Origin of the sequence: Mesorhizobium sp. L103C119B0 (assembly GCF_000502235.1) — a bacterium.
In the GTDB taxonomy this organism is placed as follows: domain Bacteria; phylum Pseudomonadota; class Alphaproteobacteria; order Rhizobiales; family Rhizobiaceae; genus Mesorhizobium.
The window spans coordinates 1-12,588 of sequence record NZ_AYXE01000012.1; the positions used below are offsets into that span (position 1 = coordinate 1).

Here is a 12,588-nt window from a genome sequence, read left to right on the forward strand (position 1 = left end):
CCTGGCTAGGGCTTGGATTGCGCCCTGTCAGGTCGATTCCATTGCGGCATGAAAGTCCGCTTGTGAAAATTCGTGCTTAGAAGCTGACAGTCCCCTTTCGGCCCCTTTTCAGTCGTTCAATGTCACCTGTGCGGATGGCCGCACCTAGTGCAAAAAGCAAGCGGGACGTCGGCGATGAGATTTAGACGATCGCTCGAAGCTGCGCGTTGTTCGCTATTGCCGTTTGGCCAAGCGCACGCCAGCGCCACCGCCGTTTTCCGAAATGAACTCGATGCCCGCCCTTTCCAGGGCACCACGGATCGCATTCCGATTTGCTATTGTGATTGGAGGGACGCCATCCGCAGCTTCTGCGCGCCTAACTGTGGCTACTCCCACGCTCGCCGCATCGGCCAAATCTTCGGCACTCCAACGTATTAATCCTCGCGCTCCTCTGATCTGGGCGCCCATAATTTCTTTCATATCATCTAATTTCAAGTTGATCACTTATGGCTCATGTGATATGAAACCGCTCACATAGTTTTTCTGCTTCCAAAGTTTCATAGGAGCAGGGGCTCACATTTGGACTCGGCTGAGGACGTGCGTCGGGGAGTCATCCCAGCCTGACCACAACCAAGCTTCAGGAAACTCGGATCATGGCTGATTCCGACAATACCACGACTTTGCCTCTCGTCACCCGCCGGAGGGTAGTTGTGGCGGTTGCAGCTGCGAGAACCTGTCCTTCCGCCAACGGGACATTCAAGCCTGAGGATCTAAGAGCCGAACACCTTCACCCTTTTGACCAGCGGATAAGAATTCGACACCCGCCTTTATCAGGGCCGCCTCAATGGCCTGCAAAGTGCTGATCCGGGAATCTACCTTGCCGTTTTCCAACCGGGTCAGAGCGTTCAGCGACACGATTGCCTTGTCCGCAAGCTCCTGCTGCGACCAACCAAGCAAAGCTCGTGCGGCTCGAATCTGTCGTGGACTGACCATGAGGCCACAATCGGCAGGCAGATTTTCTTTGCCACCAATAGGGTCATTTTGCACCCCATAAGGTATATAAAATGGCGAGTCGACCTGCAGATCACATCGGTGCGGAGAGCCCGGCGCGTGGCGACAGACTCTCTGTCCGGCTGACTAATGGAGGATCGAAAGGCCTTGTTGAAACCGCAACGCTCAGTCCTCCTTCGGACGGGGCCGAAGCCGAAGATCGAAAGCGACCCGCATCCCGCCGATCAGCATGTCGGCAGGCAGATTGCGACGGTTCGCGTCCAATCGGACGTATCGCAAGCCCAGCTTGCCCGATCCATCGGCATCAGTTTCCAGCAGCTGCAGAAATACGAGAACGCGCGCAATCGCGTGAGCGCGTCGATGCTTACGAGATCGCCAGTTCGCTCGGCGTTCCTGTCGGCCGCTTCTTTGAAGGCCTGCCGGGAAACGATGAAACCCGCGTCGAGGCGCGGCCCCTGCCGGTCGATGAGCGCCTGGATTTCATTGCCAGCGCGGAGGGTCGGCGACTGATTGAAGGGCTAGTGAAACTTCCGCCGCGTGTGCGCGGTCGCGTCTCGTCCCTGATCGCGGCGTTAGGAGAAGAACTGGCCCAGCTAGACACAAAGGCAGATAGCGAGACGGGCGGCGAGTCCCCGCCGGCGGAATGCAAGACGGTGTGAGCGGTCGGTCGGGCCGTCAGCCGAATTTTCGTGCAGCGGGCAGGACGATGCGGCCGCAAGTCGGGGACACTTCGATTTCGACGCCGAACGCCCGCGATCGGGTCGCGAATCCCTCGAGGATGTCTCGCGCCGCGCTTCCAGCGACGGCGACGGGTACCAATCTGCCCGTTGCTGATCCGAGAGACTGAGCTTTCGCGCCGATCACGACGGGCAGGAGGTCTATTCCTGCGAGGTTTCCGCTCCCATCATAGCGGCAGGCCGCGACGATGCTTTGCCAGACTTCCGGTGGATCCCATTCGGTTTCCTTCGGGTGGACGTGGAAAAGGAAATTTCCGAGGCCGTAGAAGATCGGCGAGCCATTGTAGATTTCCACTGCCTGCAGCACCGGAGCACCGTGGCTGACGAACAGGTTGGCGCCGGCGTCGATGCACATCCTGGCAAAGGCCTGCACCCAGCGCGGCACGTTCTGCCAACCTGGTTCCCAATCATGGTGGTGCAGATAGGCAATGACGAAATCGCCTTGTGCCGCGGCGTGCCGGATGGCGGACAGATGGATGGCTGCGCTCTGCTGGTCGACTTCGATGAGGCGGCCGAAATCGGCGGCTTGCGTGAACACGGTGCCGTAGAAATTGATCTCCTTGCCGGCTGCCACCTCTACCGGGTCCTCCGGTTGCGCATAGTTGGCCAGTTCAAACGGGGAGCTTTGCAAATGGGCGCCCAGCCTTGCCAGTCTGCTGAAATGTCCGTCCGGCACCCCCATCTTGCGAACGGTGCTCAGGCGATTGACGCCCGGCCGAGCCGGCCGGAAGGCCGTACGGTCTTCGGCATACATGTTGGTCGGGCCAGGGCCTGCATCCATCGCAAGAAGTGCGACCTCGCGCGCGCCCAGCTGGCGGCGGCCCGGTTTCCTCGCATCCGTCTCGTCGGCCCCGATGCCGGCATGGAGGAAGCCCCGCGCTTCCACCTCCTCCAGCGTCGACAGGATGCCGCCAACGCCGAGATCGAAGGCGTGGTTGTTTGCGAGCGCAAGCGCGTTGAAACCGTTCGCCTGCAATGCGTCGAGCACTTCAGCCCTGGAATATCCGAAGTATTTGCCCTTGGTCGGCCACCCGCCGTGCTTGCCCAGGATCGTCGACTCGAAGTTGGTGAAGACGACGTCGCCTTGTCGCAGGAAGTCCGTAACCGCGATGAAGCGTTCGTCTTTGATGTCACGGATATCGTGCTTGATCAGGGATTGGCCGGTAACGACCGCGCAGAACTGGTCTTTCATGGGGCTCGCCTTGAAGGAGGGGAGGGCGCTGGCATTCCGGCCGGCGCCACGTCAATGTCGAAGTCGGTTGCTGCCTATTGCGCGACTGCAGGCGAGATATCGCTTTTGAACCATTTCAGGCTCAGCGCCTTGATCGTCCCATCCTTGGTGGCCGCGTCGATGGCCGCGTTGAACCTGGCGAGCAACTCCGTATCGTCTTTGCGCAGACCTGCGCCGACGCCCGGCCCCCAGAGCCCGCCATTCAGTTCAGGGCCGAAAAACACCACATCCGAACCGGAAGGCGTCTCCAGGAAATCCCGCCAGGTGAAGTAGTCGGCGAGACCGCCGTCGATGCGACCCGCGGCAAGATCGAGCTTCATGTTGTCCTGGCTGTCATAACTGCGGATGGTCACGACATCGCCCAGCATCTCCTTCACGACCGCTTCCGAATTTGACGAGCGCAGGGCCCCGATCGCCTTGCCGGCGAGTGTCGATCTGAGGCGTTCAATGGTCGCCTTCTCCTTGTCCCCGATGGTCGAGAGGTTGACCTTCTGCTTGATGTCGCCAGGATCGAGACCCAGGTTCTTGCGCACAACGAACTGGTTGAAGCCGGTGGCGTAGGGAACGGAGAATGCGATCTTCTGCTTGCGCTTTTCCGTGATCGCCATGCCGGACATGATGACGTCGAACTTGCCGACAAGCAGTGCCGGGATGATCCCGTCCCAATCCTGCGGGACAAAGGTACATTTGATCTCGATGCGACGGCACAGCTCCTGTCCAACATCGATATCGTAACCGTAGAGTTGACCGTTCGCGTCGGTGCTGTCCCAAGGCGGCGAGGCGCCTTCGGAGGCGATCGAAATGACGCGCTCGCTTTCGGCGCTCGCCGGGAATGCCGACATCAGGGATGCGATAGAAACAGCAATAGCCAGGGGTATGCGCATGATGCACCTCTTCGTTGGTTTGGATAGGAAGGGCTGCCAAAAACCCGCAGGTCAGGGCAGGGGCGTCGTGATCTCTGGGTCAGGTAGGGCGGGGCGCAATCGCGCCTTTCGTCGACGCACCGGATGGCCGTCCGTCGACAGCCGCCGTTCCAGGAATTGGATCGCCTTTACGGAAATCGATGTCAGCGATAGATAGATCGCTCCGGCGACGATGAAGATCTCGTAGGGCGCGAACGTCGTCGAAACCATCTGTCTCGCCATGCCGGTGATTTCGAGCAGCGTAACGGTGCTCGCCAGGGACGAACCCTTGATCATCCCGACGATCTCGTTCCCATAAGCCGGAAGCGAAATCCTGAAAGCGATCGGGAAGGTGACCAGGCGAGCGATCTGCAAGCGTTTCAAGCCGAGAGACGTGGCCGCCTCGGTGACACCCTTAGGTACGGACTGGAGACCCCGGCACAGGATCTCGGTGGTGTGTGCCGCGCTGTTCAGCGAGAATGTCAAAAGGGCGCACCAGAAAGGATCGCGCAGGATGACCCAGAAGATGCTGGCTCGCACCGCCTCGATCTGAGCGAGGCCATAATAGAGCAGGAAGAGTTGAACCAGCATCGGCGTGCCGCGTATGACATAGGTGTATGCCAGCACCGAGAGCGAGAGGCCGGGACGTCCGAACGCGCGGATGAAGGCCAGCGGCACGGACAGAAGAAATCCGGCAGTCAGTGACAAGACCGTCAGGGTCAATGTGAGACCAACACCGGAAGGCAGGACAACCAGTGCGTCAAACATCAGGCCGAGGTTCATGGTCGCTCCCTCCTACCGGCCGAGGGCCGGATAACGTCGCTCAGCCAGCCGGATCGACAGCAGCGTGACGGTGGTCAGCGAGAGGTAGAGAGCGGCGGCGGCAAGGTAAAAGGTCAATGGTGCGCGCAAGGATCCGGCCCCCACATACGCAACGCGCATGATGTCGGTCAGACCGACGATGGAGACCAGCGCGGTATCCTTGAAGAGCGAGATCCAGAGATTGCCATAGGCCGGCAGCGCCAGCCGCAGCATCTGCGGTCCGATGATGAACACCCAGCGCTGCCAGGCGTTCAGCCCAAGCGACTTTGCCGCTTCGGTTTGACCCGCGGGTACCGCCGCAATCGCGCCGCGAAACACTTCGGTCGCATAGCCGCTGAAGACGACCGAGAGCGCGATAACGCCTGCGGTGAATGCGTTCACCTCCACGTACCGGCCGGCGATCTTGCTGGCAAGGGTCGTTCCGCCGAAGTAGATGAGCAGGATAATGAGAAGTTCTGGCACACCACGGACAACCGTCGTGTAGGCCGTCACGACGCTGTTGAGGCGCGGCTGTGCCGTGCCCTTCGAAATGGCCAGAAACAGCCCGAATGCCGTACCCAGGCAGCCGCTGACAAGAGCCAGGCTTATGGTCACGGTGAGTGCGACAACAAACTGAGTAGTAAAACCACCCATGGGGCGCTTTCCTCGACTCGCAATACCGCAGGATACGCCGGCCCTTTGTCGCGCGGACTCAGACGTATAACCCAAGGTTGCGAATTGTTATATTCGTAATTTGGAGTTAATTTGAGATATTAGTTCATTCTATCGCTTGAAATTGCGCACTCAATCTATAATTTTTATTATTTTATCTATAACGCACCGTTATATACTGAGGAGGTTCGTTGCTTCCCAGGTTGGCGTTATCTGCTTCCCGGGTGGCGTTATCAGGGAAAGGAGCGCAGGGAATGGAGTTGCTGCAGAGCGACCTGAAGCTCCGTCAACTGAAGGTCTTCCGAGAGGTGTTGCGGGCCGGTTCGACAAGGCGAGCGGCGGCAGCGCTCGGGATAAGCCAGCCGGCCGTCAGTCAACATGTGAAGCAACTCGAGACCACGCTCGGCATCACACTCTTCAAGAGATCAGCCAACCGCATCGTCCCCTTGCAGGAAGCCTGGGAACTCCTGCGAAACGTGGAACTTGCCCTGACGTCGCTGGATCGGCTGGAAGCGTCGATCTTCGCTATGAAGAACGAGGAAAAGCAGAGGATTGCGATTGCCGCGCCTTCTGTTTTCGGTTTCGTGACCTTGCCCAAGGTCGTGGCGATCATCCACTCAAAGACCGCCTCGAATGTCCGGTCACTTTCGGGAAGCTACGAGCAGATCGGCGAGCACATACTGTCAGGGCGTGCCGAACTCGGAATCTCGAGGCTGCCCTTGGATCCAAATCTGTTTGAGTGGGCGCCGCTTGGGTCGGCACGAAACGTATGCATCTTTCATCCCGACCACCGTTTTTCAAAACAGACCTGTATCGATGCTCACGACCTGGCAGGCGAAACGATCGTTGACATCGATCCCCAGTTCGCCGCCCACCAAATGAACTTCAATGCCTTACGCTTCGCCGGCGTTGAGCCGGACATACTGGTAGAATTCGATTGCAACGGTCACGAAGCCGGATACGTCTCGGCTGGCCTAGGCATTTCGATAACCAATGAGATCATTGCGCGTGAGTACGCGGCGTTTCACTTGGGAATAAGGCCAGTGGAGCCGTCCGCGCTCTATCACTACGTTGCGATTTGGCAGAAGGGCCGGACCTTTTCCAGCGTATTGAATGTCTCGCTCGAGGCGATCATCGCTGCGTTTTCCACGGAGCCGCCTGCGGTTTCCTTTGGAAGCGCCAATTTATTGGCGGTCGGCTAGGCTGCCCTCGCAGCTCTTGACCGTGTGCAGGGTTTCCGGCTGAGATGCGTATGTCAACGCAACATCTTCCAATCCTTGCGACCCGTGACAACATCGCTCAATCCATCCTGGATTCGTCGTTGTCCTCCCAGCAACGGCGGATGTCTGGCAATGTGGTATTAACCGATTGCTTGCCGCAACTCCGCATGTGGCGGTGTTTGTTGAAGCCTCGCCGCGATCACATGAAGTTGCTCCGGCCTCAAGTGGGTATACCGGCGGAGCATCTTCCAATCCTTGTGCCCGGTGACCATGGCGACCTGCTCGATGGTGAAGCCAGCTTCGAACAGGCGGCTTGTGCCTTCGTGACGCAGGTCGTGAAAGTGCAGATCCTCGATCTCAAGTTCATGACAGGCACGTCGGAAGGCGGTTCCGGCCGACTTCCCATTGTAGGGGAAGATGCGTCCCTTTCCCTCAGTGGAGAAACGCTGCTCTTCGAGGATCGCGCGGGCGTCGTAACCACTCACATCGAGGAGCGGGATACGCATGTGATTGCCCTTTTTGTGGCGTGGGTCCTTGCGATCTCGTATCAGCAGGGTGTTGTTGCGGTCGTTCAGGTCCTCCCACGTGGCGTTGCAGATTTCCCCGAGCCGCATGGCGGTGGCGATCGCAAAGCGGATGATCTTGTCGACGGGGATAATCTGGAAGTTGTTTTCTCTGAAGTACCGGATCAGGGCCTCTATCTCGCCAAGTGTCGGTCGCCGATCGCGTTCGTTGCCCTTGCCAACAAGACCCAAGCGGGCGAGGGCGACACGACCAAGTTCCACCGGCTCCGCTGAATAAGGCAGTCCATACACAGACGCGCCGTGCACCAGCAATGTCCGGAGGTATCCGATGTCTATTCCAACGGTGACAGGTCCGGCGCCTTCCTCGGCTCGTTCCTTGCCGAACTTTATGACCTGTTCGCGACTGAGATCCGCGATGTTGAGCCTTCCGAGCCTGGCTCGTAGCAGGTCCAGGCTGAATGCCTTCGAACGCCCGATCAACTTGCCAACTTCCGTCATATCGGCGATATGCAGGTCGATCAGGTCGGAGACCGTTTTGATCCCGTCCTTGTGCTTGGGAGCAGGCTTCTGACCCAGGCCGATTTCTCGCTCAATTCGGCGCGCCCACATCTCGGCGTCCTTGCGGAACGAGAAGCTGGTGCTGAGGTAGTGGCCCTTGCAGCGAACCTGCACACGCCACTTGCCGGAAGCCAACTTGTTGATGGATGCCATGGGTGGTCTCTTTTTCGTGCACGCTGTGTGCACAGGGAGGGGTACAAAATGCGAAAACTGACGGATATCGTGTCGTACAAACGGCGAACGTGTGCACGTTTTAAGGCCCTGAAAATACGAGAAAAAGCGTGATAAATCAAGACCATAGGATTTCCGTTGCGCCTATGATGGATTGGACCGACCGGCATTGCCGGTTCTTCCACCGCCAGTTGACGCGGCGTGCGCTGCTCTACACCGAAATGGTGGTGGCGGACGCCGTCATCCATGGTACGCGCGAGCGGCTGCTTGGTTTTGACGAGACCGAACATCCGGTGGCACTGCAACTCGGTGGCTCCGATGCGCAAAAGCTGGCTGAGGCGGCGCGCATCGGCGAGGGCTTCGGTTACGACGAGATCAATCTCAATGTCGGCTGTCCGTCCGACCGCGTCCAGTCCGGCACGTTCGGCGCCTGCCTGATGAAAGTGCCTGACCTCGTCGCCAATTGTGTGGCGGCGATGAAGGCGGCGGTGAAAATCCCGGTGACGGTCAAATGCCGCATCGGCGTCGACGAGCAGGATCCGGAGCCCGCGCTCGACGCGCTGGCCGACGGCGTTTTCGCGGCCGGCGCCGACGCGCTGTGGGTGCATGCGCGCAAGGCTTGGCTGGAGGGTCTGAGCCCGAAGGAAAATCGCGACATCCCGCCGCTCGACTATGACAGGGTCTATCGCCTCAAGGCTAGAAAATCGAACAAATTCATTGGCATCAATGGCGGCGTTCAATCGCTCGAAGAGGCGGCTCGCCACCTCGATCATGTCGATGGCGCCATGCTTGGCCGCGCCGCCTACCACACGCCAGGCATCCTGGCCGGCGTCGACGCGGCATTCTACGGCGACAAGGCCGGCGCCTACGATTTTGCCGCGCTGATCGACGCGATGGCCGACTACGCCGCGCGGCATATCGAGCAGGGCGGGCGGCTCGGCCACGTCACCCGCCACATGGTCGGGCTGTTCCACGGCCTGCCGGGCGCGCGCCGCTTCCGGCAGATACTGTCCACCGACGCGACGAAACCCGGCGCCGGACCGGATGTGCTGAAGGCAGCGTTCGCTGCCGTCGATTTCGACCGTGTTGAAAAGGCCGCTTAGGCAGTTCAGTCGCGCAGAATCATCCGGTCGCCGCGCACGTCGAAACCCGACAGGGAACCGATGAAGTTCATGCCGAGCAGGCTCTGGCTGAGCGCGCCGGGCGCGGCGACCATCACCTGCATGTTCTTGCGCACGATGCCGCCGATCGCCAGTTCGTCGGTGCGCACCGAAGCGGCGCGTGCCATGCCATTGGCGGTCGAGACCGGGACGGTGAAGCTCAGCGCTGCCGGATTGAAGCCGGCCGCCTCCGCGTCTTCGGCGGTGAGCACTGTACTGGTCGCGCCGGTATCGACGACGGTGCGGATCGGCGCGCCGTTGATCGTGATGCGGGCCTCGAAATGGCCGCTGTCGGCCTTGTCCAGGGTCACGGTGGCATGGCCGTCCTCGACGCCGAGCGCCAGCGGGCTGCCGGGAACGAGGCCCGCCGTCACCCGGCTGGCGAAATCCTGCAACTCGTAGCGGTACTGGTAGCCGGCGACGAGCGCCAGCACGATCAGGGCCCACGTGCCGAGATTGCGGGCCATGACGCCGAGCGGCCTGCCGGACCGGACAAGGCCGGCGCTGACGAGCAAGCCGATCGCCCCCAGCCAGACCAGACGGCTGAAATCGTAATTCTCGATGCCGAACGTGCTGCCGGCGTCGTTGTTGATCATAAGCAGCACCAGCCCGAGGCCGATTGCCGCCATCACCATCCAGAACAGTCGGTTCATTGGACCTGCCGTTTCAAGAGAGGACGCCGCGCTCGCGCGCCATGCGGCTGCGGCGTGTTTCCCGGCGCGGCCGGCGCTCGACCGTTTCCAATCGGGCCGGCAACTCGGCCATGACGCTGCGGCGTAGCTCCGGCGTCATGCCCATCCAGGCGCCGATTTCATCACGCGTGCGGCCACAGCCGAAGCAGAAGCCGGTTTTCATGTCGATCGAACAGACCAGGATGCACGGGGATTCGATGGCCGTCATGACTTTCTCTTGCAGGTTCCGTCCGGAATCCCTCGTTCCATCTCCACATGGTGCAACGGCAAAGCCAATGCAAGCCCTTCGGAATGCGGCGCGGGCAACCGCTTTCGCGCCAATGTCGAGGGGAGTTGTGCCGGCCGGGCAAGGCGGTTATGCCGCTGATCAACCACAGGGGATGATCAGGACCGACATGACCAGCGCGCTGCCCTTCGACGATTTTCGCAATCTGCTGGCGAGCCTGCCGGCTGCCGATACAGTCGCGGAAAACAGGGTGCGCACCCTGTTTTCCAAGGCCGACAAGCCGAAAGCCTCGCTTGGCCGCATCGAGGACATCGCCGCCTGGCTTGCTGCCTGGAGCGGGCGCGCCCCGCCGGCGGTGAACCGGCCCCTGATGGCGATCTTCGCCGGCAACCATGGCGTGACCCGCCACGGCATCTCGCCGCGCCCTGTCGCTGCGACCGCAAACGCCGTTGAGCTGTGCGCTGCCGGCGGTGCGGCAATCAACCAGATCTGCGTCGCCAACAATCTTGGCCTCAAGGTGTTCGATCTGGCGCTGCACATTGCGACCGCCGACATCACCGAGGACGCCGCCCTCGACGAACGCGGCTGCGCCGCCACCATGGCCTTCGGGATGGAAGCCATCGCCGGTGGCGCCGATCTGATTTGCCTCGGCGATCTCGGCGTCGGCAACTCCACCGTTGCGGCGGCCTTGTGCGTGGCCCTGTTCGGCGGCAGCGGAGCCGACTGGGTCGGCCCCGGCTCCGGTGCCGACGCGGCCATGCAGGCGCGCAAGGCTGATGCAGCCGATGCAGCCGTCGCCTTCCATGGTGCGGCTCTGAAGGACCCGTTGGAAGCACTGCGCCGGGTCGGGGGCCGCGAGTTTGCGGCCATTGCCGGCGCCATCCTCGCCGCCCGGATGCAAAAAATCCCGGTGCTGCTCGACGGCTTCGCCGCGACCGCCGCCGCTGCCGTGCTGCATGCCGCCAACCCAGGTGCGCTCGACCATTGCCTGCTGGCCAGTCTGTCACCGGAGCCCGGCCAAAGGCTTGCCGCCGAGCGGCTCGGCCTCAGGCCGCTGTTCGATCTCGGCATCAGCCATGGCGAAGGGGTAGGGGCCGCCCTTGCCGCCGGTCTGGTCAACGCGGCGGCGCTTACCAGTTCGGGCATGGCGGCGGCGGTCAAAGCCTAGAACAAGCTGTCAGCGTCGGCGAGCCGCCGCGACCGCCTTTGTCGGCAGCGCCGGCAGTTCCTCCATCACTCGGGCGAGCGGGAAGATGGCGATTGCCTCGGTGCCTTCGCGCAATTTCGACTGAAGTTCGAATTCGCCGCCATGCATGGCGAGCAGGCCCTGCACAATCGGCAGTCCGAGCCCGGTGCCCTGTTCGGCGCTCTTGATGGCGATCGAGCCCTGGCCGAAGGCCGACAGCACGATCGGGATTTCGTCTTCCGGTATGCCCGGCCCATTGTCCTTGACCGAAATGTACTGGCCGCCGCCCGCCGTCCAGCCGACGCGCACGCGAACTTCGCCGCCGGTGGCGGTGAATTTGATGGCATTGGACAGGAGGTTGAGCGTGATCTGCCGCACCGCGCGCTCGTCGGCGAACAGCCGCGGCAGGGCACTTTCGAAATCCTGGACGATGCGGATGTCCTTGTTGCGCGCCTTCAATTCCATCATGTGGCAGCAATCTTCGGCGATGTTGAGCAGCATCACCGGCTCTTCGTTGAGCTGATAGCGGCCGGCCTCGATGCGCGACAGATCGAGGATTTCGTTGATCAGGTCGAGCAGATGCTGGCCGGAATCGTGCACGTCGCGGGCGTAGTCGCGATAGGTCGGGTTGCTCATCGGCCCGAGCACCTCATTGGCCATCACCTCGGAAAAACCGAGAATGGCGTTGAGGGGCGTCCTCAGCTCATGGCTCATAGAAGCAAGGAAGCGCGACTTCGCCAGATTGGCGTCTTCGGCCCGCCGACGAGCTTCGTCCGACATCGATTTCGCTGTCTCCACCTCGGCGAGCAGCGCGTCCTTTTCGGAGCGGAAGGACAGAAGTATCAGCGACGAGCGGTTGAGATGGCGCGCGATATAGGCAAAGAACGGCAATGCCGCGACCAGCAGGGCGACCATGATCGTCCCGACCGGCACCCAAAATTTCGTTTCAGCATAGGCATAGACCGCCACCGGAACGACGAAGGTGGCAAGCAGAGAGCCACGCAAGGACGACGCCATGATAGCGGTCGCCGCCATGGCCAGCAGCAGCACCACCGCCTTGGCGGCCTGGAACTGGTCGATCTGGCAGGTGGCGCAGCCGAGCCATGCGAACCACGCCCAGCCGAGGCCGCACAGCGAATGTCCGATCAGGAATTCCCTGCGGGTGCGAACAGGATTGAGCTCGGCGGCTTCGGTGCGCTCGACGCGGCGCGCCATGAAGGCGACGATCGAATAGCAGATCAGGGTGAACAGCGCCCAGACGCTGATCTGTTTGTCCACACCGGCCAGCAGCCCGGCCGCCGCGAACGCCAACACCAGCAGTGGGATGATGGCTGCGCCGCGCACCATGGTCCCGGCATGCAGCTTCAGCAGCTCGCGGTCGAAGTCGAGATTGCCGACCTGCTGCGAAAGACGGTCGCGCGTCTTGCGCACCGCGCGCGCCACATCGCTGTTGCGGTGCGGTTTCCGGCGGTCCACAATGAATTTATCCGCTGTGTTCGAGCGTAGCAGAGGCATGGA

At 61.3% G+C, this 12,588-nt stretch carries 14 protein-coding genes; 4 read left to right on the top strand and 10 right to left on the bottom strand.

Translation table 11 applies throughout. From position 1 onward, the window contains the following. Nucleotides 1-213 precede the first annotated feature (213 nt). Nucleotides 214-459 carry a hypothetical protein gene (locus X728_RS1000000171660; protein ID WP_023804518.1) on the bottom strand — a complete coding sequence of 82 codons (246 nt, stop codon included), beginning with the start codon at nt 457-459 and terminating at the stop codon, nt 214-216. Between the two features lie 276 nt (nt 460-735). Continuing rightward, nucleotides 736-972 (bottom strand): helix-turn-helix domain-containing protein, encoded by a 237-nt coding sequence (locus tag X728_RS147145; RefSeq protein WP_023716174.1) that lies wholly within the window; start codon nt 970-972, stop codon nt 736-738. A 165-nt stretch (nt 973-1,137) separates the two neighbouring features. On the opposite strand from X728_RS147145, the gene X728_RS01000000166920 reads away from it, so the two are divergent. Beyond that, entirely contained in the window at nt 1,138-1,500 is a 363-nt protein-coding gene (locus X728_RS01000000166920) for a helix-turn-helix transcriptional regulator (RefSeq protein WP_196815087.1), read from the top strand. Between the two features lie 165 nt (nt 1,501-1,665). Here the strand turns inward: X728_RS01000000166920 and X728_RS147140 are convergent, their stop codons facing one another. The 4 genes from X728_RS147140 to X728_RS147125 all read right to left on the bottom strand — a co-directional run bounded on the left by X728_RS147140 (nt 1,666) and on the right by X728_RS147125 (nt 5,315). Continuing rightward, nucleotides 1,666-2,919, bottom strand: coding sequence for a CapA family protein (locus X728_RS147140; RefSeq protein ID WP_023832144.1), 1,254 nt, complete (start codon nt 2,917-2,919; stop codon nt 1,666-1,668). Nucleotides 2,920-2,993: 74 nt separating this feature from the next. Beyond that, nucleotides 2,994-3,842 (bottom strand): transporter substrate-binding domain-containing protein, encoded by an 849-nt coding sequence (locus tag X728_RS147135; RefSeq protein WP_023832145.1) that lies wholly within the window; start codon nt 3,840-3,842, stop codon nt 2,994-2,996. Between the two features lie 51 nt (nt 3,843-3,893). Further along, nucleotides 3,894-4,643 carry an ABC transporter permease subunit gene (locus tag X728_RS147130; RefSeq protein WP_023832146.1) on the bottom strand — a complete coding sequence of 250 codons (750 nt, stop codon included), beginning with the start codon at nt 4,641-4,643 and terminating at the stop codon, nt 3,894-3,896. A 12-nt stretch (nt 4,644-4,655) separates the two neighbouring features. Continuing rightward, nucleotides 4,656-5,315 (bottom strand): ABC transporter permease subunit, encoded by a 660-nt coding sequence (locus X728_RS147125; RefSeq protein WP_023832147.1) that lies wholly within the window; start codon nt 5,313-5,315, stop codon nt 4,656-4,658. A gap of 272 nt (nt 5,316-5,587) precedes the next feature. Between X728_RS147125 and X728_RS147120 the strand changes: the two genes are divergently transcribed. Then, complete coding sequence (locus X728_RS147120) at nt 5,588-6,535, top strand: LysR family transcriptional regulator (protein WP_023832148.1); 948 nt, start codon at nt 5,588-5,590, stop codon at nt 6,533-6,535. 158 nt (nt 6,536-6,693) lie between these two features. Here X728_RS147120 and X728_RS147115 read toward each other — a convergent pair whose 3' ends face one another. Further along, nucleotides 6,694-7,788, bottom strand: a complete 1,095-nt coding sequence (locus X728_RS147115; RefSeq protein WP_023832149.1) for a site-specific integrase — start codon at nt 7,786-7,788, stop codon at nt 6,694-6,696. Nucleotides 7,789-7,916: 128 nt separating this feature from the next. Here X728_RS147115 and dusA point away from each other — a divergent pair, with 128 nt between their 5' ends. After that, a complete protein-coding gene (dusA, locus tag X728_RS147110) occupies nt 7,917-8,909 on the top strand; it encodes a tRNA dihydrouridine(20/20a) synthase DusA (protein WP_031195676.1) in 993 nt (330 codons plus the stop codon). Between the two features lie 5 nt (nt 8,910-8,914). On the opposite strand, the gene X728_RS147105 is transcribed toward dusA, so the two are convergent. Both X728_RS147105 and X728_RS147100 read right to left on the bottom strand, forming a co-directional pair. Further along, nucleotides 8,915-9,619 (bottom strand): TIGR02281 family clan AA aspartic protease, encoded by a 705-nt coding sequence (locus X728_RS147105; protein ID WP_023832151.1) that lies wholly within the window; start codon nt 9,617-9,619, stop codon nt 8,915-8,917. A gap of 13 nt (nt 9,620-9,632) precedes the next feature. Next, entirely contained in the window at nt 9,633-9,866 is a 234-nt protein-coding gene (locus tag X728_RS147100) for a DUF1289 domain-containing protein (protein ID WP_031195677.1), read from the bottom strand. A 187-nt stretch (nt 9,867-10,053) separates the two neighbouring features. On the opposite strand from X728_RS147100, the gene X728_RS147095 reads away from it, so the two are divergent. Beyond that, nucleotides 10,054-11,052 carry a nicotinate-nucleotide--dimethylbenzimidazole phosphoribosyltransferase gene (locus tag X728_RS147095; protein ID WP_023832153.1) on the top strand — a complete coding sequence of 333 codons (999 nt, stop codon included), beginning with the start codon at nt 10,054-10,056 and terminating at the stop codon, nt 11,050-11,052. 9 nt (nt 11,053-11,061) lie between these two features. On the opposite strand, the gene X728_RS147090 is transcribed toward X728_RS147095, so the two are convergent. Continuing rightward, nucleotides 11,062-12,585: a HAMP domain-containing sensor histidine kinase gene (locus tag X728_RS147090; protein ID WP_023832154.1), complete on the bottom strand. Its 1,524-nt coding sequence runs from the start codon at nt 12,583-12,585 to the stop codon at nt 11,062-11,064. Nucleotides 12,586-12,588: the final 3 nt, after the last annotated feature.